Annotated in this window: 27 protein-coding genes; 11 read left to right on the forward strand and 16 right to left on the reverse strand. The window is 57.2% G+C overall.

The window, feature by feature from the left end; all coding sequences use genetic code 11:
- Positions 1-43 precede the first annotated feature (43 nt).
- From ACK4FF_RS06075 to ACK4FF_RS06090, 4 genes are all read left to right on the forward strand, one after another.
- On the forward strand, positions 44-1,234 hold the full coding sequence (locus ACK4FF_RS06075) for a tetratricopeptide repeat protein (RefSeq protein WP_409705937.1): 1,191 nt from the start codon (positions 44-46) through the stop codon (positions 1,232-1,234).
- On the forward strand, positions 1,235-2,527 hold the full coding sequence (locus ACK4FF_RS06080) for a murein L,D-transpeptidase family protein (protein WP_409705940.1): 1,293 nt from the start codon (positions 1,235-1,237) through the stop codon (positions 2,525-2,527).
- Positions 2,528-2,656: 129 nt separating this feature from the next.
- Positions 2,657-3,148, forward strand: coding sequence for a peptidylprolyl isomerase (locus tag ACK4FF_RS06085; protein WP_409705943.1), 492 nt, complete (start codon positions 2,657-2,659; stop codon positions 3,146-3,148).
- A 6-nt stretch (positions 3,149-3,154) separates the two neighbouring features.
- Positions 3,155-3,991, forward strand: a complete 837-nt coding sequence (locus ACK4FF_RS06090) for a UDP-2,3-diacylglucosamine diphosphatase (protein ID WP_409705946.1) — start codon at positions 3,155-3,157, stop codon at positions 3,989-3,991.
- A gap of 9 nt (positions 3,992-4,000) precedes the next feature.
- On the opposite strand, the gene cysE is transcribed toward ACK4FF_RS06090, so the two are convergent.
- Positions 4,001-4,762 carry a serine O-acetyltransferase gene (cysE, locus tag ACK4FF_RS06095; RefSeq protein ID WP_409705949.1) on the reverse strand — a complete coding sequence of 254 codons (762 nt, stop codon included), beginning with the start codon at positions 4,760-4,762 and terminating at the stop codon, positions 4,001-4,003.
- Between the two features lie 64 nt (positions 4,763-4,826).
- On the reverse strand, positions 4,827-5,654 hold the full coding sequence (locus ACK4FF_RS06100; RefSeq protein WP_409705952.1) for an RNA methyltransferase: 828 nt from the start codon (positions 5,652-5,654) through the stop codon (positions 4,827-4,829).
- A gap of 44 nt (positions 5,655-5,698) precedes the next feature.
- On the opposite strand from ACK4FF_RS06100, the gene ACK4FF_RS06105 reads away from it, so the two are divergent.
- The 3 genes from ACK4FF_RS06105 to ACK4FF_RS06115 all read left to right on the forward strand — a co-directional run bounded on the left by ACK4FF_RS06105 (position 5,699) and on the right by ACK4FF_RS06115 (position 10,288).
- Positions 5,699-6,466 (forward strand): inositol monophosphatase family protein, encoded by a 768-nt coding sequence (locus ACK4FF_RS06105; protein WP_409705955.1) that lies wholly within the window; start codon positions 5,699-5,701, stop codon positions 6,464-6,466.
- Positions 6,467-6,578: 112 nt separating this feature from the next.
- Complete coding sequence (gene mutS / locus ACK4FF_RS06110) at positions 6,579-9,161, forward strand: DNA mismatch repair protein MutS (RefSeq protein ID WP_409706603.1); 2,583 nt, start codon at positions 6,579-6,581, stop codon at positions 9,159-9,161.
- A gap of 119 nt (positions 9,162-9,280) precedes the next feature.
- Positions 9,281-10,288: a metallophosphoesterase gene (locus ACK4FF_RS06115; RefSeq protein WP_409705958.1), complete on the forward strand. Its 1,008-nt coding sequence runs from the start codon at positions 9,281-9,283 to the stop codon at positions 10,286-10,288.
- Positions 10,289-10,310: 22 nt separating this feature from the next.
- Here the strand turns inward: ACK4FF_RS06115 and ACK4FF_RS06120 are convergent, their stop codons facing one another.
- Entirely contained in the window at positions 10,311-10,859 is a 549-nt protein-coding gene (locus ACK4FF_RS06120) for a peptidylprolyl isomerase (RefSeq protein ID WP_409705961.1), read from the reverse strand.
- A 106-nt stretch (positions 10,860-10,965) separates the two neighbouring features.
- Here ACK4FF_RS06120 and ACK4FF_RS06125 point away from each other — a divergent pair, with 106 nt between their 5' ends.
- The gene (locus ACK4FF_RS06125; protein WP_409705964.1) at positions 10,966-12,117 is read left to right on the forward strand and encodes a cupin domain-containing protein; all 1,152 of its coding nucleotides are present in this window, start codon (positions 10,966-10,968) and stop codon (positions 12,115-12,117) included.
- Positions 12,118-12,360: 243 nt separating this feature from the next.
- On the forward strand, positions 12,361-12,564 hold the full coding sequence (locus ACK4FF_RS06130) for a hypothetical protein (protein WP_409705967.1): 204 nt from the start codon (positions 12,361-12,363) through the stop codon (positions 12,562-12,564).
- A gap of 73 nt (positions 12,565-12,637) precedes the next feature.
- Here the strand turns inward: ACK4FF_RS06130 and ACK4FF_RS06135 are convergent, their stop codons facing one another.
- From ACK4FF_RS06135 to ACK4FF_RS06175, 9 genes are read right to left on the reverse strand one after another with little or no spacing between them, the layout of a single operon-like run.
- Positions 12,638-13,480, reverse strand: a complete 843-nt coding sequence (locus ACK4FF_RS06135; protein WP_409705970.1) for an MBL fold metallo-hydrolase — start codon at positions 13,478-13,480, stop codon at positions 12,638-12,640.
- Positions 13,481-13,487: 7 nt separating this feature from the next.
- Positions 13,488-14,663: an outer membrane protein assembly factor BamC gene (gene bamC, locus ACK4FF_RS06140; protein ID WP_409705973.1), complete on the reverse strand. Its 1,176-nt coding sequence runs from the start codon at positions 14,661-14,663 to the stop codon at positions 13,488-13,490.
- A gap of 15 nt (positions 14,664-14,678) precedes the next feature.
- Complete coding sequence (gene dapA / locus ACK4FF_RS06145) at positions 14,679-15,557, reverse strand: 4-hydroxy-tetrahydrodipicolinate synthase (RefSeq protein WP_409705976.1); 879 nt, start codon at positions 15,555-15,557, stop codon at positions 14,679-14,681.
- Between the two features lie 9 nt (positions 15,558-15,566).
- Entirely contained in the window at positions 15,567-16,127 is a 561-nt protein-coding gene (locus tag ACK4FF_RS06150; RefSeq protein WP_409705979.1) for a class I SAM-dependent methyltransferase, read from the reverse strand.
- Positions 16,124-17,326 carry a tryptophan--tRNA ligase gene (locus tag ACK4FF_RS06155; protein WP_409705982.1) on the reverse strand — a complete coding sequence of 401 codons (1,203 nt, stop codon included), beginning with the start codon at positions 17,324-17,326 and terminating at the stop codon, positions 16,124-16,126. The genes ACK4FF_RS06150 and ACK4FF_RS06155 overlap by 4 nt, the downstream gene beginning before the upstream one ends.
- A 9-nt stretch (positions 17,327-17,335) precedes the next feature.
- Positions 17,336-17,992, reverse strand: coding sequence for a site-2 protease family protein (locus tag ACK4FF_RS06160; protein WP_409705985.1), 657 nt, complete (start codon positions 17,990-17,992; stop codon positions 17,336-17,338).
- 2 nt (positions 17,993-17,994) lie between these two features.
- Positions 17,995-18,651 (reverse strand): L-threonylcarbamoyladenylate synthase, encoded by a 657-nt coding sequence (locus ACK4FF_RS06165; RefSeq protein WP_409705988.1) that lies wholly within the window; start codon positions 18,649-18,651, stop codon positions 17,995-17,997.
- 27 nt (positions 18,652-18,678) lie between these two features.
- Entirely contained in the window at positions 18,679-19,557 is an 879-nt protein-coding gene (locus ACK4FF_RS06170; protein WP_409705991.1) for a 3',5'-nucleoside bisphosphate phosphatase, read from the reverse strand.
- On the reverse strand, positions 19,554-20,369 hold the full coding sequence (locus ACK4FF_RS06175; RefSeq protein WP_409705994.1) for a ferritin-like domain-containing protein: 816 nt from the start codon (positions 20,367-20,369) through the stop codon (positions 19,554-19,556). Before ACK4FF_RS06175 ends, ACK4FF_RS06170 begins: the two co-directional genes overlap by 4 nt.
- A gap of 96 nt (positions 20,370-20,465) precedes the next feature.
- On the opposite strand from ACK4FF_RS06175, the gene ACK4FF_RS06180 reads away from it, so the two are divergent.
- The gene (locus ACK4FF_RS06180; RefSeq protein WP_409705997.1) at positions 20,466-20,990 is read left to right on the forward strand and encodes a gamma carbonic anhydrase family protein; all 525 of its coding nucleotides are present in this window, start codon (positions 20,466-20,468) and stop codon (positions 20,988-20,990) included.
- Positions 20,991-21,015: 25 nt separating this feature from the next.
- Positions 21,016-21,933, forward strand: coding sequence for an Hsp33 family molecular chaperone HslO (locus tag ACK4FF_RS06185; protein ID WP_409706000.1), 918 nt, complete (start codon positions 21,016-21,018; stop codon positions 21,931-21,933).
- A 35-nt stretch (positions 21,934-21,968) separates the two neighbouring features.
- On the opposite strand, the gene ftsB is transcribed toward ACK4FF_RS06185, so the two are convergent.
- Genes ftsB through ACK4FF_RS06205 form a run of 4 tightly spaced genes read right to left on the reverse strand, consistent with a single transcriptional unit; the run spans position 21,969 to position 26,243 of the window.
- Entirely contained in the window at positions 21,969-22,328 is a 360-nt protein-coding gene (gene ftsB, locus ACK4FF_RS06190; protein ID WP_409706003.1) for a cell division protein FtsB, read from the reverse strand.
- Between the two features lie 40 nt (positions 22,329-22,368).
- The gene (gene eno / locus ACK4FF_RS06195; RefSeq protein ID WP_409706006.1) at positions 22,369-23,652 is read right to left on the reverse strand and encodes a phosphopyruvate hydratase; all 1,284 of its coding nucleotides are present in this window, start codon (positions 23,650-23,652) and stop codon (positions 22,369-22,371) included.
- A gap of 31 nt (positions 23,653-23,683) precedes the next feature.
- Positions 23,684-24,544: a 3-deoxy-8-phosphooctulonate synthase gene (kdsA, locus tag ACK4FF_RS06200; protein ID WP_409706009.1), complete on the reverse strand. Its 861-nt coding sequence runs from the start codon at positions 24,542-24,544 to the stop codon at positions 23,684-23,686.
- A gap of 49 nt (positions 24,545-24,593) precedes the next feature.
- On the reverse strand, positions 24,594-26,243 hold the full coding sequence (locus tag ACK4FF_RS06205; RefSeq protein WP_409706012.1) for a CTP synthase: 1,650 nt from the start codon (positions 26,241-26,243) through the stop codon (positions 24,594-24,596).
- Between the last annotated feature and the right edge of the window lie 59 nt (positions 26,244-26,302).

The following is a 26,302-nucleotide window of genomic DNA, read 5'->3' on the forward strand; positions in this document are numbered from 1 at the left end:
GCGGCTCACCCCAATCATGCACGCAAATCAGGACTAGCGAACAATGAAGTCAAACCCGACCAAACCAACAACGAACAAGGGAAAAATTATTCTGGCCTGCGCATTGCTGGGCATGGCGTTGGCCGCAGGCCCCAGCCGGGCCGATGAAGCCGATGAAGTCTCGCGCCTGATTCAGCAAAGCCTGTTTGACCAAGCGCTTGCCAGGGCCGATGCCTACTTGGCCAACCGCCCCAACGATGCCCAAATGCGCTTCCTCAAGGGCCTCATCCTGACTGAGCGCAACAAAGTCAACGAAGCGATTGTGATTTTCACGAAGCTGACCGAAGACTTCCCTGAACTGCCCGAGCCCTATAACAACCTTGCCGTGCTGTATGCAGGCCGTGGCGAGTACGAGAAGGCCCGCGAATCCCTTGAAATGGCCATTCGCACTCACCCCAGCTACGCCACTGCGCATGAAAACCTGGGCGATGTGTACGCCAAATTGGCCTCACAAAGCTACGACAAAGCCTTGCAACTGGATGGCCGGAACCAGACCGCGCAAACCAAATTGTCGCTGGTACGCAATTTGATCGCGGGCAAAGGCGCCGACACCGTAGCGTCAGCCGCACCCGCCACTACAGGCAAAGGCAAAGGCAACAACACCGTGGTGGCTGCGGCACCAACGCCAGCCCCAACCCCAGCGCCAACACCCAAAGCAGTTGAGCCGGCACCAGCAGCCCCGGCAGCGCCAGCCAAAACAGCACCGATCGAGAGCAAAACCGGCACTGTGGCGGCTGCCGCAGGTGCGGCCGCTGCTGGTGCAGCAGCCGGCACTCGCCTGCCTGCCATCTCCGCAACCACACCTGGCGCTTCGGCCAGTGCGCCCGCAAGCTCGGGCAAATCAGCCACTTTGGGTTCCGACACACAAGTACTGGCTGCAGTTGAACGCTGGGCGAAGGCTTGGTCCAGCCAAGACATGGCCAACTACCTCGATTCCTACAGCGAGTCCTTCGAAACCCCGGGCAACATGAGCCGAGCCAACTGGGAGAAGATGCGCGAGCAGCGGATTGTGGGCAAGGAAACCATCCGCGTGGAAGTCGACAATCCATTAATCACCATTACGGGTGATGAAGCTGTGGTCAAATTCAAGCAAGGCTATTATTCGAACCGTTTGAACAACGTATCCACTAAGACCCTGACCATGCGCCTTGAAGGCGGCACATGGAGAATCGTCAGCGAGCGCGTTGGAGGATAAATGTCGAAGTTGGCCAGTTCGGCCCTGCGCAAGGGCCTGATGCTTGTGTTGCCCATCGCCATCTGGGGGCTCACTGCAGCCCCCAGTTTTGTGAAACCGGGCAACAGCTCCTTTGCGATGGCCGCCTTGGGCGACGCACGCACAGGCAGCAACCCACTGGCCAACCAACTCTTCGATGCTCAGGCTTACCGTCCGGTCATCGACACTGCGGTGGAAGACATCTACCTTGCCCTCAGTGCCAACAAGCTGAACGAAGCCTTGCGCCTGACAGACCGGCTGCTGGCTGAATTTCCCAATTTTCACTTGGGCCACATGATTCGCGGCGACATTCTTTCGCTGAAGGCTGGTCGCCAGATCAAACGCATTGGCGATGTGCCCAATGTGCCCAAATCGAAACGCGAAGACCTCGCAGAGCTTCAAGATGAAGCCGTCGCGCGGTTTCGTGCAGTCCGGGACCGCCCACGCAAAGACCTGTTACCCGCTGAACTCGTTGAGCTCAACAGCGACCAGCGTTATGTGATTTTGGTGGACACTTCACGGTCCCGCCTGTTCCTGTACGAGAACATGTTCCCCTACCCACGCTTGGTCACCGACTTTTATGTCTCCCAAGGCCGGATGGGGGCTGTGAAAAGCCGGGAGGGTGACAAACGCACCCCGATTGGCGTGTACACCATCACCGAGCTGTTGCCCAAAGAAAAGCTGAGCGACTTCTACGGCCCAATCGCATTGCCCATCAACTACCCCAACACCTGGGACAAGCGCCAAGGCAAGACCGGTTACGGCATCTGGTTGCACGGCATGCCCAAGCAATACGTGAGCCGCCCGCCCAAAGCCAGCGATGGTTGCGTGGTGCTGGCCAATCAGGACTTGCTGGCGCTCAAGCAATTCGTGAAAGTGGGCAACACCCAGGTGGTGATTGCAGAACGGCTGGACTTCGTTGCCCAAGACGTGTGGCAAAGCCAGCGCAAAGCGGCCATTCGGGTACTGAAGGCGTGGAAAGACGACCTGGAACGGGGCTTGAACAAAGGCTTGTACCACTATTCAAGCGACGTTCGTATTGACGGGCAAGATTTACAAAGCTGGCAGCGCAACAAACACCTGAACCAACGCGCCTTCGGCAACATCAAAATTGACGAGCTGACCATGATGCGCTACCCCAGCGAGCGCAACGACATGATGTGGGTGTCCTTCCGGCAAGTGGACGATGTTTACGGGGAAGTGCGCAAACAACAATACTGGATGAAATCGGGCACTCGCTGGCAAATCATTCAGGAAGACACTGAAAAACTCTAATCAGGAAGGATACAATTCGTGCAATCCAGCAAACGACAATTGCTTAAGTGGTCCCTATTCGGCGCTTTGGCTGCTGCTTTTGGACATTCCTCTGTTCTCACCGCGTTCGCGCAAACAAAGAAGAAACCCATGGTTAAACTCAAAACAAATTTTGGCGACATCACCATCGCCCTGGACGCTGAAAAAGCCCCCAACACTGTGGCCAACTTTCTGGAGTACGCCAAAAGCGGCTTTTACTCCAACACCGTGTTTCACCGCGTCATCAATGGCTTCATGATCCAAGGCGGCGGTTTCGAGCCCGGCATGAAACAGAAAAATACCGGTGCGCCCGTCAAGAACGAGGCCAACAATGGCCTGAAAAACGAGAAGTACACCATTGCCATGGCCCGCACCAACGACCCACACTCGGCCACTGCGCAGTTCTTCATCAACACCGAAAACAACGAGTTCCTGAACTTCAAAAGCCCCACGCCTCAAGGTTGGGGTTACTGCGTATTCGGCAAAGTGACCGAAGGCACCGACGTTGTGGACAAGATCGTGGGTGTACGCACCTCCTCCAAAGGCTTTCATCAGGATGTTCCCGTTGAAGACGTGATCATCCAGAGCGTCGAAGTCCTGTAACTCTCGGTGCTGGAACTGTCCCCTCAGGACGTGCTTCATTGCGCGTCCGACCTGCACCTCAGCACGGAGACCCCCAACACCCTGCGCGCCTTCGAAACCTGGCTGGCCAGTGTGGCGCAGGAAGGCAGCCGGGTTTTGCTGCTGGGTGATGTTTTCGAGGTGTGGGCGGGTGACGACCAAGACGACGACTGCACCCGCCGCGTCAAAACCGCGATTCAAAGCGCGGTGGCCTGCGGATGCCGTGTTGAATTCATGCACGGCAACCGGGATTTCCTGCTTAGAGACGGATTTGCTGATGAATGTGGCATGACCTTGCTGCCCGACCCGGAATTCATCCGTATCGGTGCCTTGGTTATCGCGTTATCGCACGGCGACCAGCTTTGCACCGATGATGTGGCCTATCAACGTTTCCGCCTTCAAAGCCGTAACCCAGCCTGGCAGGACGCCCTGCTGGCACAGCCCTTGGCCGCACGGCAACAACTGGCCAAATCCATACGCAGCGAAAGCATGCAACACAAGGCCAGCAGCAGCCTGGCCATTCAGGATGTGAATGCTCTGGCTGTACAGAAAGCGTTCAAGGGGCACTGGCCTGATGGTGATTATGTCGGCCGCTTCAATGTGCTGGTTCACGGCCACACCCACCGATGCGCCGTTCACCAGGCGGCCCAAACCGAAAGCCAACTCAGCCAGACCATGACAGGCCAACTGCAGGACGGCATGCGCTTGGTATTGCCGGATTGGTGCATGGACACCGAGCATGATGATGAAAGCGATGGCCGCCGCCGCGGGGGTTATCTAACCTTGCGTGGCAACGGCGCTTACACCCTGACCCTGTTCAACTGAACAAGCTGATCAGTCGTCCACCAACTTGTTCAGTGCCTTCAACTCCTCGCAGGGTGAAGGCATTGCTTCGGTACTGCCGCCAGCCCCACTTTGACCACGTTCGAGTTGCTCAATGCGCTGTTGCTGGGCAATGGCTTGCTCAATCAAACCATGAATGGCCTTGATCAACGGGTCATCCCCATTTTTGGACACCCCATAAGCCGCAAACTCGGCCTTGGTGCGCGCCGCTGCTGACAAGGGCTCGGCAGGCTCGCCCTCTTCCTTGAGAATCATGCGGGCGGGGTTACCCACAGCAGTGGCCCCAGCCGGCACAGGTTTGGTCACCACCGCGTTGGACCCAACCTTGGCACCAGCCCCAACCGTGAATGGGCCCAACACCTTGGCACCTGCACCAATCACCACGCCGGTTTCCAGTGTGGGGTGGCGCTTGCCTTTGTCCAGGGAAGTGCCGCCCAGCGTCACGCCTTGGTAAATGGTGCAATCGTCATGAATCTCGGCTGTTTCACCAATCACCACGCCCATGCCGTGGTCGATGAACACACGCCGGCCAACAGTAGCACCGGGGTGTATTTCAATGCCCGTGAAGAAACGGCCCAAATGGGACAAAAAGCGGGCCAAGGTGGAAAAGCCGTTTGCCCAGCAGGCATGGGCCATTCGATGCCAAATCAGCACATGAAGGCCGGGGTAGCAAAGCAGTACCTCCAGACGGCTGCGCGCGGCAGGGTCTTTGGCCAGAATGTTGTCAATGTCTTCCTGTATGCGTTGCCACATGGTCATTCCATCGGAACTGCGGGGCCAAGGCTGGCGGCCCTCGCGGGCAAACAGTGTATCAGCATCAGCCCTTGTCCTGTTTGCGGCGCTCTATTTCATGCGGGTACAAACGGCCCTGGGCCACACGCACCACATCAGCCAAAAACCCCCTGAGCATATCCACTTCTTCCTGCTCCCACTGAAGCCGCCCCAACAAGCGGGCCAAACGGGGAACCAGCTTTTTAGGCTTGCTGGGGTTCAGGAAATCCACAGATTCCATGGCTTGCAGCCAATGGGCCTGCAAATCGGCAACGGCCTTCACAGTGGCCAATCGGGGGGCGACCGGTACCGCCTTTTCCGGGTTGGGCACACGGGGCATTGAGGGCAGGCCCTGCCCTGCCTCCCACTGCACCCGCAGGGCGTAGCACACAATCTGAACGGCCTGCGACAGGTTCAGTGAATTGTATTCAGGGTTCGATGGGATATAGACCTGCCGATTACACTGCCCCAATTCCTCATTGGTCAGGCCGGTTCGTTCAGCACCAAACACAAACGCGCTGCGTTCAACGCCGCCACCCAAGTCGTTGAGCGCCTCAAGGGCGGCCTGCGCCGGGCTTTGCAGTGCGGGCCCCAACTCACGCAAACGGGCCGACAGGGCATACGCCCTTTGGCAATCGGCCAGCGCCTCGGGCAGGCTGTCAAACACTCGCGCATTGGCCAGCACGTCTGAAGCGCCACTGGCCAGGGCAATGGCCTCCTCATGCCTTTGAATGTCGGCCGTTTTGGGTTGAACCAGCCTCAGATCGTGAAGGCCCATGGTTTTCATGGCGCGAGCCACCGAACCCACATTGCCCGGATGACTGGTTTTTACCAGAACAATGGAGATGGAATGCAGGTCTGAAGCTGGGCTCATTTATAATGTCAGGTTAAACGCAATTTAGACTTGAAGGAAAGGCCATGCACCCGATGCTGAACGTGGCGGTCAAAGCCGCTCGCGCCGCTGGAAAAATCGTCAACCGCGCCGAACTCGACCTCGACCAGGTCAAAGTGGGTGTCAAAGGCCCCAATGATTTTGTCACTGAAACGGATCAGGCCGCTGAGCAAGCCATCATTGAGGTCTTGAGCACCGCCTTTCCATCCCACGCCATTTTAGCCGAGGAAAGCGGCGCTTCCGGGCAATCCGACCATGAGTGGGTCATCGACCCCATCGACGGTACCGCCAACTTCATTCATGGGCTGCCCCACTACGCGATCTCCATCGCCCTGCGCGTGCAAGGCCAGGTTCAACAAGCCGTGGTGTACAACCCGGCCACCAACGACCTGTTCACTGCTTCCAAAGGTGAAGGTGCCTTCTTGAACAACCGCCGCATTCGCGTTTCCAAACGCAGCAAGCCCAATGAATTCCTGATTGGCTTTGCATTTCCCAGCGGCGTCAGCGAGGGTTCTGAACACGTGAAACGCAAGATGCTGGCCTTGACCGAGAGCACCGCCGGTATTCGTAAATCAGGCTCTGCAGTTCTGGACTTGGCCTATGTGGCCTGCGGCCGGCTGGATGGCTACCTGTGTTTTGGCCTGAAACCCTGGGACTTGGCCACGGGCGTGCTGCTGGTGTCCGAAGCCGGTGGCCTGATCACCGACCCCAACGGCGACAGCGATTTCATGAGCACCGGCAATGCAGTTGCGGGTAACCCCAAAGCGTTGCAATACCTTCTGAGTTTCAAGTAAGTCAACCACCCAGCGGCTTGGCCCGGCGATTTGGACCAAAGTCCAAGACCGGGCGTTTTCCCGCCAACCTTGACCTGCAGGATTCGCCTTGGACTTTGAAAACCACACGCCGATGATGCAGCAGTACCTGCGTCTGAAAGCCGAGTACCCCGACAAGCTGGTCTTCTACCGCATGGGGGACTTCTATGAGTTGTTCTTCGAAGACGCACAGCGCGCCGCCCAACTGCTTCAAATCACCCTGACCCACCGTGGCCAGTCCGCCGGGCAGCCCATCCCCATGGCTGGCGTGCCGTTCCACGCTGCCGAACAATACCTGGCCAAGTTGGTTGCCATGGGGCAGTCGGTGGCCATTTGCGAACAGGTGGGCACACCCGGACAAACCAAAGGCCCCATGGAGCGCAAGGTTGCCCGCGTGGTCACACCGGGCACACTGACTGAAAGCGCGCTGCTGCCCGATCAGGAAAACAAAACCCTGGTCAGCCTGTACACCGAGGACGGTCAACGCTGGGGGCTGGCCTGTCTGGCTTTGTCAGCAGGCTCCATCCGGTTGCTGGAATGCGACGCCGCATCACTGAATGCACAATTAAGCCGCTTCAATGCCGCAGAAGTGCTCACCAACAACAAGCAGGCGCTGCTTCAGGTGAACCCACCAGCCTGCATGGAGCGGCCAGCGTGGCATTTTGACGCCAGCGTGGCCAATGCCCACCTTAAAACTGTTCTTGAAGCGGCCAGCCTGGACAGCCTCGAGCTGCACAAAGCCACCCTCGCCGTGCCCGCCATGGGTGCAGCCCTGCAATACGCCCGTGAAACGCACTTGAGTACCGACACCTTCAGGCATGTGTCCGACATTCAGGTGGAATCGAGCGACGACTTTCTGGTGTTGGACGACACCGCCCGACGCAACCTCGAGTTGACCACCACCCTGCGCGGTGATGCTGCCCCCACCCTGTTTTCGCGCTTGAACCACACCGGCAGTGCCATGGGTGCGCGCCGGCTTCGGCAGTGGATTCTTGAACCCCTGCGCGACCTGTCTGCCATCAACGACCGGCAAAACCAGATTGCCGAGTTGATTGCACTGGACATGAACACCGGGCATGCTCGGTGTGAAGCCACATTGGCCCAACTGCGGCACTTTGCAGACATCGAACGGATTGCCAGCCGCATTGCCTTGCTGAACACCAAGCCACGTGACTTGCTTGCCCTGCGCGACAGCCTTGGCCACCTGCCAACCCTTCAGGATGCGTTGACCGCATTCGACGGCTCAGGCTCGGTGTTCAGAGCGGCCATTGACGCTTTGGCCTGCCCACCCAATCTGAAGGCTGAGTTAGACCTGGCGCTGGACGACAACCCACCTGCCCTGCTGCGCGATGGCGGCGTGATTCGAACCGGCTACAACGCCGAACTGGACGAACTGCGTGACATTCAAACCGGTAGCGGTGCCTTCCTGATTGAACTGGAGCAACGTGAACGACAGGCCACGGGCATTGCCAACCTGAAGGTGGAATACAACCGCGTGCACGGCTTCTACATCGAGGTCAGCAGCAGCCAGGCTGACAAGGTGCCCGTGCATTATGTTCGGCGCCAAACCATGAAAAACGCCGAGCGGTACATCACCCCCGAACTGAAAGCGTTTGAGGAGAAGGCACTGTCCGCCAAAGACAAGGCCCTGAACCTGGAGAAAGTGCTGTACGACCAACTGCAACAGTGGTTGATCCAGTTCACCCCGGTGCTTCAGCGCTGTGCACGTGCCCTCTCGGAACTGGATGCCCTGTCGGCATTGGCCAAGGTAGCCAGCCAGTCCCAGTGGACGCGCCCACAACTGGTTTCGCACCCCATGATGGACATTGCGCAAGGCCGCCACCCTGTGCTGGAGGAGCTTGTGGAGGTGTTCACCCCCAACGACTGCCACCTGCACCACGGCAAAACCATGGCCTTGATCACCGGCCCCAATATGGGCGGCAAAAGCACGTACATGCGCCAGAACGCCTTGATTGCCCTGCTGGCCCACATGGGCGCGTATGTGCCGGCAAAAAGCGCCTGCGTGGGGCTGCTCGACCGTATCTTCACCCGAATCGGCGCTTCGGATGACTTGGCCGGTGGCCGCTCCACCTTCATGGTTGAAATGACGGAGGCCGCCACCATCGTGAGGCAAGCAAGCGCACAAAGCCTGGTCATCATGGATGAGATTGGCCGTGGCACCTCCACATTTGATGGCCTTTCCCTGGCGTGGGAGATTGCCAAACGCCTGGCTGGCACCAACAAATGCCTGACCCTGTTTGCCACCCACTACTTCGAAATTACCCAACTGGCGGCCGAACAGGACAACGCCTTCAACATTCACCTGTCCGCCACCGAACACCAAGGCAAGCTGGTGTTTTTGCATCGCATCGAAGCGGGCCCTGCCAGTCAAAGCTATGGCTTGCAGGTGGCCAAACTGGCAGGCCTGCCAGGCTTGGTCGTCAAGAATGCGCAAAAGCGTTTGGACAAACTGGAAGCAGAACAGCGGGCCAACTCACCACAAACCAGCCTGTTCGACCCACCGGTTGCCCAAGTGGCCAACACCCAAGCGCCACTGCCCGAGGCTGTTGAACTCATTCTTGAAAAACTGGCCGAGATTGACCCGGATGAATGCACCCCTCGTCAAGCCCTGGATGCGCTGTTTCAACTGAAACAACTTCAGGGCAAACTGCACTGAAGGCAACAAGAACCATCGCGCAGCTCAGGAGTCGAAGTTACAACATGCCGACCGGATCAAGACCCTTGCGAACACGCCCACAGACATTTTGGATTGCCCTTGCAGTTTGGTGCCTGGGTGTGGTTTGGCACCACAGCGCGCTGGCACAGAACGAGGACACTCCCAACTTCATCGAACGGATTACGGACCGCATCGAGCGCACTTTTTTTCACAAACCATTCGCCTTTGCGCTGATCGGCGACCAACCCTACAGCAACAGCCAGGAAGCGGTTCTGGACAACACCCTGAAGCAAATCACCGAGAACAACGAGGTGGACTGGATCATGCACGTTGGTGACATCAAGGGCGGCGGGGAACTGTGCACCGACGGCCTGCTGAATCGCCGCCTGAACCAGTTGAGAAAATCCGCAAAACCACTGGTGTTCACTCCCGGGGACAACGAATGGACCGACTGTCACCGCGAAAGCAACGGCAGCTTCAATTCGCAGGAAAGGCTGGCATTTCTGCGCAAGCAAGTGTTTTCGAAACCCGAGAGCCTTGGAAAAAACCCCATCAAGGTGAAACAACAAACTGAGCTGGGCTTTCCAGAACACCTGATGTGGCGCCAAGGCAGCACGTTGATGATCACGCTGAATGTGCCGGGCAGCAACAACGACTTGAACAACCCAGGCTCACGGGGGCTGCACGATGAACAAGTACAAAAACTGTTTGTGACCCGTGAAGCGGCGATTGACGCCTGGCTCAGTGAAGCCGAAAAGCAATTCCTGACCGACAGCCCGCCCACGGAAGTTATTGTCGCTTTTCAAGGCAACCCGATTGATGGTTCCGGGCGCGCCTGGAGCTTAGACCGTCTGTGGAAAACTGGGGATGGCTATGAAAGCCTGCTCAAGCGCCTGATCAAGCTGGTGGACAACACCCGGCGGCCATTGCTCATTGCGCACGGCGACACACACCGATTCAAATGGGACACCCCAGACCTGAAACGATTTGGGGCAAAACCAGAAACTCAGGCCATGATTCGCAGGGTGGAATGTTGGGGCCACCCCTTCACAGGCTCATGGGTGAAAGTCACCGTCAGCCCGGGGCAAACGGAACCCTTCCGCGTGGAAAGCGTTCCGCTGCATTGAAAGGGCGGCCCTGGGCCGATGTTCAGTTGAGCTTGTGGGCACCCGGGTTGGGGGCCACGCTGAACAACGATTCTGACGCAGCGCCGTTGGCCAACTCATCAGGGTTGGCTGGACGAATGTCGGTGATTTTCAGGTGATAGCGCAAGGCAATGCCTGCCAAGGGATGATTGCCATCCAACACCACCTTGCCGTCGGCAATGTCGGTCACGGTCCACAAACGGCCATAGCCCGTGTTGTGCTCGTCGGCCTGCTCGTCTGGGCTGCCCTCGTCATCAACGGGCACTTCTTCCAGTTGCATTCCAACCGTCAATTCTTCTGGAAAATTCTCCAGGTCTTCAATCCTCATCAATTCGGGGTCATAGTCACCGAAGGCGTCTTCGGGTTCGAGTTGAACAAAGGTTTCATCGCCCACTGACTTGCCGGCCAAGGCCTCTTGCAGTTTTGGAAATACCTCCAGCTCGCCGCCTTGCAGGTACACAATCGGGTCACCGCCGTGGGGTTGAATCACCTCACCTTGCGCATCCCGCATTTCAAAATCCACCGTGACCACGGTGCCTTCTTCAACAATCATTCATCGCTCCAAAACAGCAGGGCCCCGACAGGGCCCGACTCAAGGTGGCCTATGATACGCGCTATTGACTCTGAAATCACCGGGGGCGCAGGCCTCACACTCAAGCATGATCACTCCTTTGACCCACCTGTCCGGCTTGCCGATTGAGCAATTCATGAAGGAAGATTGGCACATCAGGCCACGCTTGTTCCGGCAAGCTTTTCCCGACTTTGAAGCCCTCTGCGATCTGGACACCATTGCAGAAATGGCCTCGGATGAGGACATAGAATCGCGCTTGATCCGCAACACATCCAAGGGATGGCAACTGGACAAGGGGCCCTTCGACACCCTGCCCTCGCTGAAAACCAAGCGATGGACAGTGCTGCTTCAAGGGCTGGACCATCATCTGCCCGAAGCCTACGACCTGCTCCAGCAATTCCGTTTCATTCCAGACGCGCGCCTGGACGATGTGATGCTGAGCCTGGCCAGTGACGAGGGTGGCGTTGGCCCCCACTACGATTCATACGATGTCTTTCTGCTTCAAATGTCTGGCCGGCGACGCTGGCGCATTGGCCCGTTGACCGACTCAAGCCTGGTGCCCGATTGCCCGCTGAAAATACTGAAGCACTTCGAACCCACGCAAGAGTACGTGCTTGAGCCCGGGGACATGCTGTACCTGCCCCCAAATTACGGGCATGACGGCGTGGCTGAGGGCGTGTGCGCCACTTTGAGCATCGGATTTAGGGCGCCCACACACGCGGAATTGCTGGGCGGTGTGCTGCGCGACCTTGCCGACAGAATTGAGAACACGCCGGAGTATCAGTCCGCCCTGTTCAAGGACCCAGGCCGGGGAGTAAGCGACCAACCGGGCCTGCTGCCCGACGACATGATTGCCCATACCCTGCAACTGCTGACACAACTGCCGTTGACCGAGGCCCACACCACCCACAGCCTAGGCACTTTGCTGACAGAACCCAAGCCTCATGTGTATTTTGCGCACAACACTGAGGAGATGACTCCTTCAGATATTTTGGAGGCTTTGACTGAGCGTGGAATCGCCCTTTCGATGAAAACACGCATGCTGTTCCGCAACGAGCAGGTGTTCATCAATGGCGAGGCGATCAAGCCCACAGACCGAATCTGTCTGTCTTGGCTTCAAAAGCTGTGCAATCAGCGGGAAATGAGCGTAGATCAAGCTAAAACGGCACTTGAGAACAAAGAATTTCAATATTTTTTAATCGGTTTTGCCAAAGCCGGATGGGTTGAAACCCTAATTTGAAGGAATTCATTTAAAATTCGAAACGACTGTGCAAAGTCAATAGAAGGCGTTCTCGAAAATTTGGTCGCAAGAATGACTTGAATTTGACGGACACTTCGTTAGAATTTGCAAAGTTTTCCTTGTGCAGTGCAAAGTCGCTGTGTATTTGGAAACTGGGTAATTCCTGGCCCTGCAAAGGGTCTCTTTGCTCAATAAACGGCGCCCTAAACCAGCGTCAATTTCGTGACCCCAAAAGGATTAAACATGAAAAACTCGATTCTGATCGCATCTCTGTTCGCTGTTGCTCTGGCCGCTTGTGGCAAGAAAGAAGAAGCTGCTCCTGCTGCTCCTGCTGCTGCCCCCGCTGCTGAAGCTCCTGCTGCTGCTCCTGCCGCTCCTGCTGCTGCTCCAGAAGCACCTGCTGCTCCTGCTGCACCTGCTGCTGCTCCTGCAGAAGAGAAGAAGTAATTCTTCCGTTCTCAATCGAGAACACAAAAAACCTCAAGGTTTTGCCTTGGGGTTTTTTTATGGCTTTATCGGATCAAGCGGCTTGCAAGCCCTGCGCAGCACCACCGGCCTGATGGCAGGCCACCCAGTTCACCCCCTCTTCCTGACAGGCAATCTGAAACGTCACTGAGCGGCCATTCAAGGCCTGTGCCCACATGCTGTGGACCAAGTCGGGACAGTTGGTGTTTTTGCTCAGGTGCGCAGCAATCACATGCTTTAAGCGCCCGGAATCCAGCTTTGTCAGAATCTGGCAAGCCACTTCATTGCTGAGGTGCCCGTAGTCGCCCCCCACCCTTCGCTTCAAACTTTCCGGGTAGGCTGAACGCTGCAAGCGTTGTGGACAATGATTGGACTCCAGCACCAACACATCCGCTTGATTCAGCATGCCCACCAAATGCGGCGTGGATGAGCCGCAATCCGTCAAAATTGCAGCCTGTACGCCGCCATGCTGCAACAGCAACTGAACAGGTTCAGCCGCATCGTGAGGCACCGGAAAAGGATGGATCTGAAGGGTGCCAAGCGGGAACGTCGCCCCCGTATCAATGAGGCGCACCAGCCCTGTGTCCATGTAGTCTGCTGTCGAAAGCTTGCTGCGCAATGCGGCACGCCAGGTACCATGGGTCAGATACACGGGTGTTCCGAACTTCCGGCTGAACTTGAACACCCCACCGATGTGGTCGTCGTGCTCATGTGTAACCACGATACCAGTCACCTGCTCGGGAGTCAGCCCGCGCCTGTGCAGGCGCAGCACTGTCTCCTTGACTGCAAAGCCGCAGTCCACCATCACGCAGGTGTCAGGTTGACCGGAAGCAGACTCAGCCACAAACAACCAGCTATTGCCTTCACTACCGCTGCCCAAACTGGCCAGCTTCAGCATGGATTCATCACTGCCGCAGCTTGGCGGCCAGCTTGTTGGCGGCCTCGTCAGACACTTTGGAGTCCACAGCAGACCCGCGTTCAGACGTGAATTTAACGGTTGTTGCCTGACGACCTTCACTGGCCACAATCACCTGGAAGCGCTGGTTTTCTTTCAACGATTTGTCATCGTTGGCCGCACCGCCCCCGAAAATACGGGAGAGGAAACCACCGCCTGAGGATTTCTCCTTACTGGCGGAATCAGGGGCGTACTTCACGTAGTACACGCCGTTGGCACGGTCACGGTCTTCAACAACAAAACCAGCACGGTCCAAACCCAGACCAACGCGGCGCCATGCCACAGGAAACTCTTCAGCCACCACCAGTGCCGTGCCGGCTTTGTCTTTACGCACGGAGATCAAATCTTGGGCCAAGGTACGGCCGGCCTGTTTCGCCGCATCAGCATCCCCAGTCAGCTTGACCATCAGCTTGTTCAGCATTTCGGCCTCAAGCTCAGGGTCGTTGGGACGGTTCATCCACTGAAGTACGGATTGGTCTTGCTTTTGGTCGATGTAGTTTTCTTCCATACCACGGTGGGTGATGAAGACTTCAACCGAGCCATTGTCCAAAGGCTCCACACGGGTGCGGTAACGGTCACGCTGGTTGCTGGAGAAAATGCCGTCAAACACTGAACCAATGACTTTTCGAACACCATCAACTGGAATGTTTGCGCGGTTCTCCAACCAATTGGTTTCCATCAAACCAATGCGGGGATCATCGGTGCTGAGCTCAAAGCCCACATCCTTCCAGAATTCACGCAACTTGGGCCACAGTTGGTCGGGTGGCATCTTCACTTCAAGCGAGCGGATCTTGCCAGTCTGCTTGATCTTGATGTCCTGAGTGGAAACCAAGACCGGCTCGGACTTCACGCGCACGCCGCTGAGCACACCTTGGCCCGCACCGCGGTTGTTGTAGGTGCTGGCAGTGACCGCCCCGGGGTTTTCACCGGGAATGAGAAACTGCTCGTCAGGCGACTGGGAGGTCAGGTCTGGAGGAATGTCCAAACCACTTTCGCGTTTCTTGGCGCTTTTGTAGGCGGTCTTTTGACCGTCCACCAATTCCTGATAGGTGCCGCAACCCACCACGGTGGATACGGCAGCAGCAACCAGCAGCAGTTTGAACGAAGAATTCAACAGGTGTTTCATGGTCAGACTATGCCTTCAGTCAATCAGGCCGTGCGCACGCAGTGCGGCATCCACGGCGCCTTGGTAAGAGGTTTCCAAACGGGTCAGGGGCAGACGCACACCGGGGGCCATACGCCCCATGCGGCTGAGCGCGTACTTGACCGGAATCGGGTTGGCCTGGCAGAACATGGCCTTGTGCAAGTCCAGCAGGCTGAGGTTCAATGCATGGGCTTTTTTCACATCACCGGCCATGGCCGCGGCACACAGGTTATGCATTAAGCGAGGCGCTACGTTGGCGGTCACTGAGATGTTGCCTTTACCGCCCATCAGCATCAGGTTGACGGCAGTGGGGTCATCCCCGCTGTAGACCGCGAACTCGGGGCTGCAGTCGCGAATCAACCAAGCGGCGCGCTCCAGATTGCCTGTGGCTTCTTTGATTCCCACCACCCCATCCACTTGGCTGAGGCGAACCACCGTTTCGTGGGCCATGTCGGCAACAGTACGCCCGGGAACGTTGTACAGCACCACAGGCAAATCGACCGATTCGGCCACTTTGCGGAAGTGTTGGTACATGCCTTCCTGAGTCGGCTTGTTGTAATAAGGAACCACTTGCAGGGAGGCATCCACACCGACCTTGCGGGCATACTCGGTCAACTCGATGGCCTCGGCGGTGGAGTTGCCACCCGTGCCGGCGATGATGGGCACTCGGCCAGCAGCCTGCTCAACAGCAACACGAATCAATTCACCGTGTTCCTCCACATCGACTGTGGGGGACTCGCCCGTGGTGCCCACAGCCACAATGCTGTCGGTGCCTTCCTGAATATGCCAGTCGATGAGCTTGCGGTAGCTGTCATAGTCCAGCGAGCCGTCTTCAAACATCGGCGATACGATCGCAACAATGCTGCCTGTAATCATGATTCCCTTTCAGAGTGAGGTCTTTGGAATTGATTGTATCCCAGTCCAAGGGCCTGCAATCGCGACAACCCGCTGAATCATGGCCGGAGTGCTGTGTTGGCGCAAGCCCTGTTCGAAACGAACAATCTGCCAGCCTTGCAAGCGTTCCAGCAATTCACCGGGGTTCAATAAAAAGTCCGGGTTCTTGGGGGAGCCAAATTGGGCGTTACCCGCCATGAAGGTTTCGATGATCAGGCACCCACCCGGTTTCACTGTGGCTTTCAAAGCCTCAAAATGAGGCCGGTAGAGGTAGTTGGTGACCACGACACAATCGAAGTGCTCCCCGTCCAAAGGCCAGTGATCGGTTTCCAGGTCAAGGGCTTTGAAGGCAACCCGGTCTGACCAATGATCGAGTTCAGGCACCAACCGGTCCACCGCCAACACCGCAAAACCGCGACGGGCCAACAATTGGCTGTGACGCCCCTGCCCGCACGCCAAATCCAGCGCCCGCAACCCATGGGGGACTGGCGTTTGGCCCCACACTGCATCCAGTGCGGCGACCACCCACGGGGAGGCCGCAATCACATTCATCGGTAATTCAGCCCCATGGCTTGGCGCACATCCGTCATGGTTTCCTGGGCCACAGCTCGGGCTCTTTCGCAGCCCTGCGCCATCACTTTTCGAACCAGTTCCGGGTCGGCTGCATAGGCTTGAGCACGCTCACGCATGGGCTCTAGTTCACGGGTGATGGATTGGATGACCGGCTCTTTGCATTCCAGGCAACCAATACCTGCTGAGCGGCAACCTTGTTGCACCCACTGCTTGGTGCTGTCGTCGGAATACACTTCATGCAACTGCCACACCGGGCATTTGTCAGGGTCGCCCGGGTCGTTGCGCCGCACCCGCTGGGGGTCGGTAGGCATTTTGCGCACCTTCAGGGCAATGTTGTCAGGCGTCTCCCGCAGTGACAGGGTGTTTTGATAACTTTTGGACATTTTCTGCCCATCCAGCCCCGGCATCTTCGAGGCTTCTGTCAGCTTGGCCTGGGGCTCCACCAAAATGGTTTTGCCGCCACCATCCACATAGCCACTGAGCCGCTCACGGTCTGCCTTGCCCAAGCTTTGTGCAGAAGCCACCAAGGCCAGCGCTTCATCCAGCGCAGCCCGATCCCCTTTTTCCTGAAACTGGGTGCGCAAGGCCAGCAACTGCTTCATCACTTTATTGCCCATCTTCTTGGCGGCCTCCAGGGCTTTGGCCTCGAAATCGCGTTCGCGCCCATACATGTGGTTAAAACGGCGAGCCACCTCACGCGTCAACTCAATGTGAGGCACTTGGTCTTCACCCACAGGCACTTGGGTTGCACGGTAAATCAGAATGTCGGCCGATTGCAGCAATGGATAGCCCAGGAAGCCGTAGGTGGCCAAGTCACGGTCAGCCAGTTTGTCCTGCTGGTCTTTGTAGGTGGGCACACGCTCCAGCCAGCCCAGCGGGGTATTCATGGACAGCAGCAGGTGAAGCTCCGCATGCTCAGGCACCCGGCTTTGAATGAAAAGCGTGGCTTTGTCAGGGTCAACACCGGCGGCCAACCAGTCAATCACCATGTCCCAGACGTTGTTTTCAATCACCTCAGGGGTTTCATAATGGGTGGTCAATGCGTGCCAATCGGCCACAAAAAAGAAACAGGGCGACTCGTGCTGGAGCTTGACCCAGTTTTTCAACACACCGTGATAGTGGCCCAGGTGCAGCAACCCAGTGGGGCGCATGCCCGACAATACGCGTTCAGAGGACATGGATGGACTTTAGAAATTAAACAGGGTGACGATGACATTCAAACCCACTTCAACCAGCGGCTTGGTCAACATCGGCAACACATTCATCACCAACAACACAATCAGGATGATCATGCCATACCGCTCAGTCTGACTGTACTTGTAGGCGATGGATGAAGGCAGAAAGCTGAACAGAATACGACCGCCATCCAGGGGCAGGATGGGCAGAAGGTTCAGGGCCGCGAGAACCAGGTTGGTCATGATGCCCGCCTTGGCCATCTGAACCCAGAACGGCTCGGTCCACCCCTGCAGCAGCAGTACTTTGAACATGAGCGCCCACATCAGCGCCATGATGAGATTGGCCCCCGGGCCAGCGAATGCAACATAACGAATGTCCCGCTTGGGGTTATTCAAGTTGCCGAAGTTCACGGGCACAGGCTTGGCCCAACCAAACAGGAAGCCCCCCGCCCCCACCAAATGGGAACTGAAGAGGATCATCAGCGGCACAACAATCGTGCCGACAGGGTCAATGTGTTTGAGGGGGTTCAGCGTGATACGGCCTGCCCAGTGGGCTGTAGAGTCACCGCACATGCGGGCCACATAGCCGTGCGCAGCCTCATGAAGGGTGATTGCAAACAGCACCGGCAAGGCATACACGGCAATGGTTTGAATGATGGAGGAGTCCAAAATCAGAGGGCCTCTTGTTCGTCGATGTCGAGGGGTTCCAGCGGGCCTGTCAGGGCACCCGCCCCAACCCGCACCACCACGGGCTGTTCGGTGGTCCAGTCAATCACGGTGGTGGGCAATGCGCCGCAGTATTCGCCATCGTCCACAATCAGGTCCAGCCCGTGGCCCATGGCTTCCTGCACTTCCCACCCACTTCGGCAAGGCTCGTCCATGCCCGGCAGTTGTGCTGTGGTGGCAATCAGCGCGCCTTGCGTATGTTCCAGAAGGGCTTGAACCACGGGGTGGTCAGGTACGCGCAGGCCTATGGACTTTTTGGACGGATGGGACACCCGCTTGGGCACTTCCTTGGTGGCTTCCAGAATGAAGGTGTAGGGGCCAGGGAACACGGATTTGAGCAGTCGGTATTGCACATTGTTGACCTTGGCGTAACTGCCGAGGTCGCTGAGGTCTTTACACAGCAAGGCCAAGTGCTGCTTCTCTGAAATTCCCTTGAGGCGACGAAGCTTTTCAACCGCCTGCTTGTCATCAAGATGACACACCAAGGCGTAGCAGCTGTCGGTTGGAATGGCAGCCAATGCGCCTTGATTGATGAGGTCGGCAGCCTGTTTGCACACACGCGCCTGCGGATTTTGGGGGTGAACGGTGAAGAGTTGGGTCAAAGCAACAACCTGTGTGGATCATTGAGATCACTGGAAACGATGGGACCAATTATCCCAGATCGGCACACAACCGTCGGGCAAGTCAGGCAATTGGCCCAGATTCACGTGCGATTCATTGGGGCCATGAAAATCGGAGCCGCGCGAGGCCTTTAATCCACAACGCAATGCTTTGCGCGCGAATGACTTGTATTCATCCACGGTGTGGCTGCCCGTCACCACCTCAATGCCCTCTCCGCCCAAGGCCTTAAACCAGTCGATGAGTGCATCCAACTGTAAAGGGCTCAAGCTATAGCGGCCCGGGTGGGCAATCACAGCCTGCCCCCCTGCGGCCCTGATCCAGCCCACCGCTTCGGGCAGACTGGCCCAGTCGTGTGGCACATAGCCAGGCTTGCCCGGCGTCAGAAAACGGGTAAACACCTCACGCACATCGCTGCACACCCCTTGGTCCACCAAATAACGGGCAAAGTGGGTTCGACTGACCAAAGCGGGGTTGCCAACATACTTCAATGCGCCTTCGTAAGCCCCGTGTATGCCCGCTTTGGCCAGTTGATGCCCCATGTCCTGCGCACGGGCATTTCGGCCTTCACGCACCGACTCAAGGCCATTCAACAGGGCTGGGTGGGTTTCATCCACATTCAAACCCACGATATGCACCGTCTGGGCCATACACGTCACTGAAATTTCCACCCCCGCAACAAAGGCCAGCCCATGGGCTTTGGCTGCAGCGCGTGCGCGGGCCACACCAGAGACTTCGTCATGGTCGGTCAGCGACCAAATCTGCACGCCCTGCTCCGCCGCCCTTTGGGCCAATTCCTCGGGGTTGAGCACACCATCCGATTGAACCGAATGGCAGTGCAGGTCCGCATTGATGCGGTGAGGGTCACCCCAGTCCAGAACCGGGTTCATGAGGTCTGCTCCACTTCAATTTGCCGCAACCAAGCCATTTCATCCTCAGTGAACCCGGCCTCTGCCCGCGCAGGGTAATTGAAGGGTGAGCGTGGGAATGGCGCTTGGTATTCCCGCAACGCTTGTTCAAACATGCTCAGTGGGTCACAGCCTTGCTGCTGACACAACCAGCCGAACCAGCGGTTCCCGATGGCGACATGGCCAATTTCATCGTCGAGTATTCGCTGAAGCACCTGCGCCCCGGCATGGTCGCCCACCGCCAGCAGTTTGTCGCGAATCCCCGGGGACACATCCAGCCCGCGGGCTTCCAGAAGCCGAGGCACCAATGCCATGCGGGCAATCAGGCTATGTCGGGTTTTCTCGGCCATTTGCCACAAGCCATCATGGGCTGGGTAATCGCCGTAGGCAACCCCCAGTGTGGCCATGTGCTGGCTCAATAGGCCATGATGCAGGGCTTCATCCTTCGCCACCGACACCCAATCGCGATAAAACTGCTCGGGCATGTCAGCAAAACGAACAGCAGCATCAAGCGCAAGGTTGATTGCATTGAATTCAATGTGGGCCAGGGCATGGATCAACATGCCGCGTCCCACCGAATCACCCACATGTCGGGCAGGCACGCGCCGGGGATGCACCAGGGCTGGCTTGGCCGGGCGCCCCATGCAGGCATCCAATTGGGCAGTTGGGTCAACTGGCGCCTCAGTCGAAAGTTCTGCCACCAAGGCCAGCTTGGTGCTCAGTTCTTCTGTGGCGAGGGCAATGGCCGCCTGGCAACGCAACTCAGCGGGTTTGGCGGCGGGTACAGCGTGCATAGTGACAGCGTGGGGTAAGTGAGTCCATGCTATTTTAAGGCATCCCCACCCCGGCGGGCCATGAAAAGCAACAACACAGGAAAGGAGACCCACACCGTGGCAACGTATGAGATCGACGGCGATGCACCCACCATTCACCCCACAGCCTATGTGGCCGAGCTGTCCAGCGTCATCGGCAAGGTTCAACTGGATGAGAACACCTCGGTCTGGGACTTTGCCGCCATCCGTGGCGACAATGAACTCATCCATATTCAGGCAGGCACCAACATTCAGGAAGGTGCAGTGCTGCACACCGACATCGGCATTCCCATGGTGATCGGCAAAGGGGTTACCGTTGGGCATCAAGCCTGCCTGCACGGCTGCACCGTAGGCGATGGCAGTTTGATTGGCATTCGGTCGGTGGTACTCAATGGCGCAAAAATCGGAAAACACTGTATCATCGGCGCCGGCGCATTGATCACCGAAGGCAAAGAGATCCCTGACCGTTCTTTGGTGGTGGGCTCGCCGGGCAAAATTGTGCGTACCCTCACGGATGAGGACGTTGCCAAAATGCTGAACGCGCCATTTTATGAATACAAGGCTCAACTGTTCAAAACCAAGCTGAAACGGCTTGAGGACTGACGGGCCGTTTCAACCCCGCAGCACCATGACTGATCAACTTCGCACCCTGATTTTCGACAAAGCCAGTGCCCGGGCTCAATTGGTGAGCCTGGAAACAAGCTGGCAAAAGGCGGCAGCCAATCACCCTGCACCAGCTTGCGTGCTTGAGTTACTGGGACAATTGATGGCGGCCAGCGCCATGCTGTCTGCGTCGCTGAAGTTCGACGGTTCCTTGATTCTTCAAATTCAAGGCGATGGGCCAGTGCGGCTGATGGTGGCTGAATGCAACAGCACCCTTGGGTTGCGCGCCACCTTCAAACTGCGGGACGACTTGCCACTCAACGAAGGCGCGAGTTTTCAGGAGTTGGTCAACCTGGATGGGCGCGGCATTTGCGCCATCATTCTCGACCCCCACAACCGGCAACCTGGGCAGGCGCCCTACCAAGGCCTTGTCCCTTTGGTGGGCAACAGTGTGGCCCAGGCGCTTGAATCGTACATGCACAGCTCGGAACAACTGGAAACACGGCTTGTGCTTCAGGCTAATGCACAACATGCAGTGGGCCTGATGCTTCAACAAATGCCCACCGGTGGCGGCAAATCCACCGAAGCCATTCACGATGCCGACGGCTGGGACAGGCTGCTGGCGCTGTCACAAACACTTCAGGCCGACGAACATTTGAACACCCCGTTGGACGAGCTGGCCAAGCGCCTGTTTTGGGAAGAAGAGGCCGAGATGCTGGCAGACCGCCTGCCCCACTTCCACTGCACTTGCTCAGCAGACAAGGTGCGTCGAATGTTGGTGTCTTTGGGGCCAGAGGAGATTGAACAGGCACTGGCTGAAAAGCCGGTGATCGAGGTGCAATGTGACTTTTGCGGCTCAGCCTATGCCTTTGACAAAGCGGCCTGTGATGGGCTGTTCGCCTCCGACGACGACCAAAACCACACCGGCCAAACGCTGCATTGACCGGGCGGACATGACGCGTCAAGCGTCTGTGAATTTCAATCAGCGACCGGTTTGCTGGCAGCCTGTGCGGCCGACTTCTTACCCGGAATCTTGGGCTGGGAGGTTGTAACGCCGGGCTGTGGGTCGATGAGTTGAATGAACACCTCGCCCTCGCGGATCATCCCGAAGTCGTAACGGGCGCGCTCTTCAATGGCTTCCACGCCCTCTTTCAAACTGCGAACATCGCCTTCAAGTTGACGATTGCGCAGACGCAGAGAATCGTTGACTTTGCGCTGTTCATCCACTTGGTCCTGCAATTCATGCACGCGCAGCACCCCCCCTTTGCCGAACCACAGCGGGTATTGAAGCAAAAGCAGGAGTGTCAGTAAAACCAGAGAGACGTGACGTGGGGTCATAAGCGCAAGGCCCCGCATTTGCGGGGCCCTCACCGGTCAATCAGTCCAGGTTGTAAAACGCAGCACGACCAGGGTAGTAAGCAATATCGCCCAGGTCTTCTTCAATGCGCAGCAACTGGTTGTACTTGGCGATGCGGTCAGAACGGCTCATGGAACCTGTTTTGATCTGCATGGCATTGGTGCCCACAGCGATGTCTGCAATGGTGCTGTCTTCTGTTTCACCGGAACGATGCGAAATCACAGCGGTGTAGCGGGCACGCTTGGCCATTTCAATGGCTGCAAAGGTTTCGGTCAGGGTACCGATCTGGTTGATCTTGATCAGGATGGAGTTGGCAATCTTCTTGTCGATGCCTTCGGCCAGAATCTTGGTGTTGGTCACGAACAGGTCGTCACCCACCAATTGCACTTTTCGGCCCAAGGTTTTAGACAGGTAGGACCAACCTTCCCAATCGTTTTCCGCCATGGCGTCTTCGATGGAAATAATGGGGTACTTGTTGCACCAGCCTTCCAGCATGTGCGTGAACTCCTGGCTGCTCAGGGTCATGCCCTCGCCATGCAGGTGGTACTTGCCGTCCTTGTAGAACTCAGAGGCGGCGCAATCCAGGCCCAGGGCGATTTGAGTTCCGGGTTCGAAACCCGCCTGCTCAATCGCTTGAAGAATCAGTTGAATGGCTGCTTCATGGTTGTCCACGGACGGTGCAAAACCACCTTCGTCACCCACTGCGGTGGACATGCCTTTGTCATGAATGATTTTTTTCAGTGCATGGAACACCTCGGCGCCGTAGCGAATGGCTTCACGGAATGAAGGCGCACCGACGGGCAGAATCATGAACTCTTGCAGGTCAAGGTTGTTGTTGGCGTGGGCACCACCGTTGATCACGTTCATCATGGGAACCGGCAGGCTCATGCCACCCATGCCACCGAAATAACGGTACAGGGGCAGACCAGTTTCCTCAGCAGCTGCACGCGCAACAGCCATGGACACAGCCAGTGTGGCATTGGCACCCAGGCGGGACTTGTTCTCTGTGCCGTCGAGGTCAATCAGGTTCTGGTCCAGAAACACCTGTTCCTGAGCGTCCAGCCCAAGAATGGCTTCTGAAATTTCGGTATTGATGTTTTCAACCGCTTTCAGGACACCTTTGCCCAGATAGCGAGATTTATCACCATCACGCAACTCCACCGCTTCACGTGTTCCGGTGGACGCACCGGAAGGCACAGCAGCACGGCCCATGGCACCGCTTTCCAGCAGCACATCACATTCCACGGTAGGGTTGCCGCGGGAATCAATCACCTCGCGACCAATGACATCAACGATTGCACTCATAATTTCCTCTCGGGGTTTTTGAATTTCTGAATTACTGTTTGATCAGGTCTAGTTCTGCCAAGGGTTGAGACTTCACCAACCGGTCCAAGGCTTGCAGAGTCTGCAACAAGGCTTTCATGCGGGGCAATGGCCAAGCGTTGGGGCCATCGGACATGGCCTTGGCCGGGTCCGGATGGGTTTCCATGAACAAGCCAGCCACACCCACAGCCACAGCCGCACGAGCCAGCACGGGAACAAACTCACGCTGACCACCACTGGCGGTGCCCTGCCCACCGGGCAATTGCACACTGTGCGTGGCGTCGAACACCACTGGGCAGCCCGTATTGCGCATGATGGCAAGGCTGCGCATGTCCGAAACCAGATTGTTGTAACCGAAGCTGACGCCCCGCTCGCACACCATGATGTTGTTGCCATCGTCGCCGCTGGCGATGCTGGCTGCACGGGCTTTGCCCACCACGTTGACCATGTCGCCGGGGGCCAAAAACTGGCCTTTTTTAATGTTCACAGGGCGCTTCACGGATGCCACTGCCTCGATGAAATCAGTTTGACGGCACAAGAACGCGGGGGTCTGCAGAACATCCACCACTTCGGCCACGGGTTTGATTTCCTCAATGGCATGCACATCGGTGAGCACAGGCACATTCAGAGTCTTTTTGACGGTCTGCAGGATGGACAAACCCTTGTCCATGCCCAATCCACGGAAACTTTTGCCAGAACTGCGGTTGGCTTTGTCGTAAGAGCTTTTGTAGATGAATGGCACACCCAGTTCAGCACAGATTTCTTTGAGCTGACCCGCGGTGTCCATGGCCATCTGCTCACTTTCGATCACGCAGGGCCCAGCGATCAGAAAAAATGGCTGGTCCAGACCCACTTCAAAATTGCACAGTTTCATACGATCCTCCGCAGCACCACTCGGCGCCTGTTCTGGGTTGGTACCGACTTTACACGCCCTTGGCTTGTTTGTGGCTGAGGGCCGCTTTCACATACGCCAGGAACAATGGGTGGCCATCGCGAGGTGTCGAGGTGAATTCCGGGTGGAACTGCACACCGATGAACCAGGGATGATCAGGCAACTCCATGATTTCCGGCAGGTTTTCAGTGGGCGTGCGGGCGGAGATGCGAATACCTGCGGCCTCGAGCTGCGGCACATAGTTGTTGTTGACTTCATACCGGTGGCGGTGACGTTCATTGACTTCGGACCCATAGATGGACGAGGCCAAGGTGCCCGGCTGAATTGGGCAGCGCTGGGAGCCCAAGCGCATTGTGCCGCCAAGGTCAGACTGTTCACTGCGCGTTTCAACCTGCCCGGTTTTGTCCATCCATTCGGTGATCAGCGCCACCACAGGGGTGTCCGCCTGACTGTCGAACTCGGTTGAATTGGCTTTGGGCAAACCGGCTTTGTTGCGCGCAAACTCGATCACCGCCAGTTGCATGCCCAAACAGATGCCCAGGTAAGGCACCTTGTTTTCGCGTGCAAAACGGATGGCTGCAATTTTGCCTTCAGTACCCCGCTTGCCAAAACCGCCGGGCACCAGAATGGCGTCCAGGTTGTTCAGGCTGCCCGTGCCTTTGGATTCCAGCTCTTCGGAATCAATGTAGTTGATGTTCACACGCGTGCGGCTGTGCAAGCCGGCGTGGTTCAGGGCTTCAATCAGGGACTTGTACGACTCAGTCAAATCGACATACTTGCCCACCATGCCAATGGTGATGCTGCTGGTGGGGTTTTCCTGCGCGTGCACGATGGACGCCCACTTGGACAGGTCCGCTTTGGGGGCCGAGGAAAAGCCCAGCTTGTCCACCACGATGTCGTCCAGCTTTTGGGCTTCCAGCATCGCGGGAATTTTGTAAATGGTGTCGGCATCCCACACTGAAATCACGGCCTCGAGTGGCACGTTAGAGAACATGGAAATTTTGGCCCGCTCATCGTCTGGAATTGGACGGTCAGCGCGGCACAACAGTGCGTCTGGGTAAATCCCGATTTCACGCAACTTTTGCACACTGTGCTGGGTGGGCTTGGTTTTCAGTTCGCCGGCCGAGGGGATGAATGGCACCAAAGTCAAATGCACAAAACAGGCGCTGTTGCGGCCCAAGCGCAGGCTCATCTGACGGGCGGCCTCAAGGAAAGGCAGGGACTCGATGTCACCTACAGTGCCACCAATCTCAACAATGGCTACATCGGTTTCACCGTTCCAGGCTGCCTTGGCACCACGCTCGACAAAAGCCTGGATTTCATTGGTGATGTGCGGGATGACCTGCACGGTTTTACCCAGGTACTCGCCACGGCGTTCTTTGCGCAGTACGGATTCGTAAATTTGGCCCGTGGTGAAGTTGTTGGCCTTTTTCATTTTGGCGGAAATGAACCGCTCATAGTGACCCAGGTCAAGGTCGGTTTCTGCACCGTCTTCAGTGACGAACACCTCGCCGTGCTGGAAGGGGCTCATGGTGCCGGGGTCCACGTTGATGTACGGGTCCAGCTTGAGCATGGTGACTTTAAGGCCGCGGCTTTCGAGGATAGCCGCCAGGGATGCAGCCGCGATGCCCTTCCCGAGGGAAGACACGACACCGCCGGTGACGAATACGTATTTGGTCATGGTTCAAAGCGACGCCCAGCGGCCCTGTGGGCCAACTCAAGCGCAGTTGGAAAGCGTGA

The sequence above is a fragment of the Limnobacter sp. genome, from assembly GCF_046297615.1.
In the GTDB taxonomy this organism is placed as follows: domain Bacteria; phylum Pseudomonadota; class Gammaproteobacteria; order Burkholderiales; family Burkholderiaceae_B; genus Limnobacter.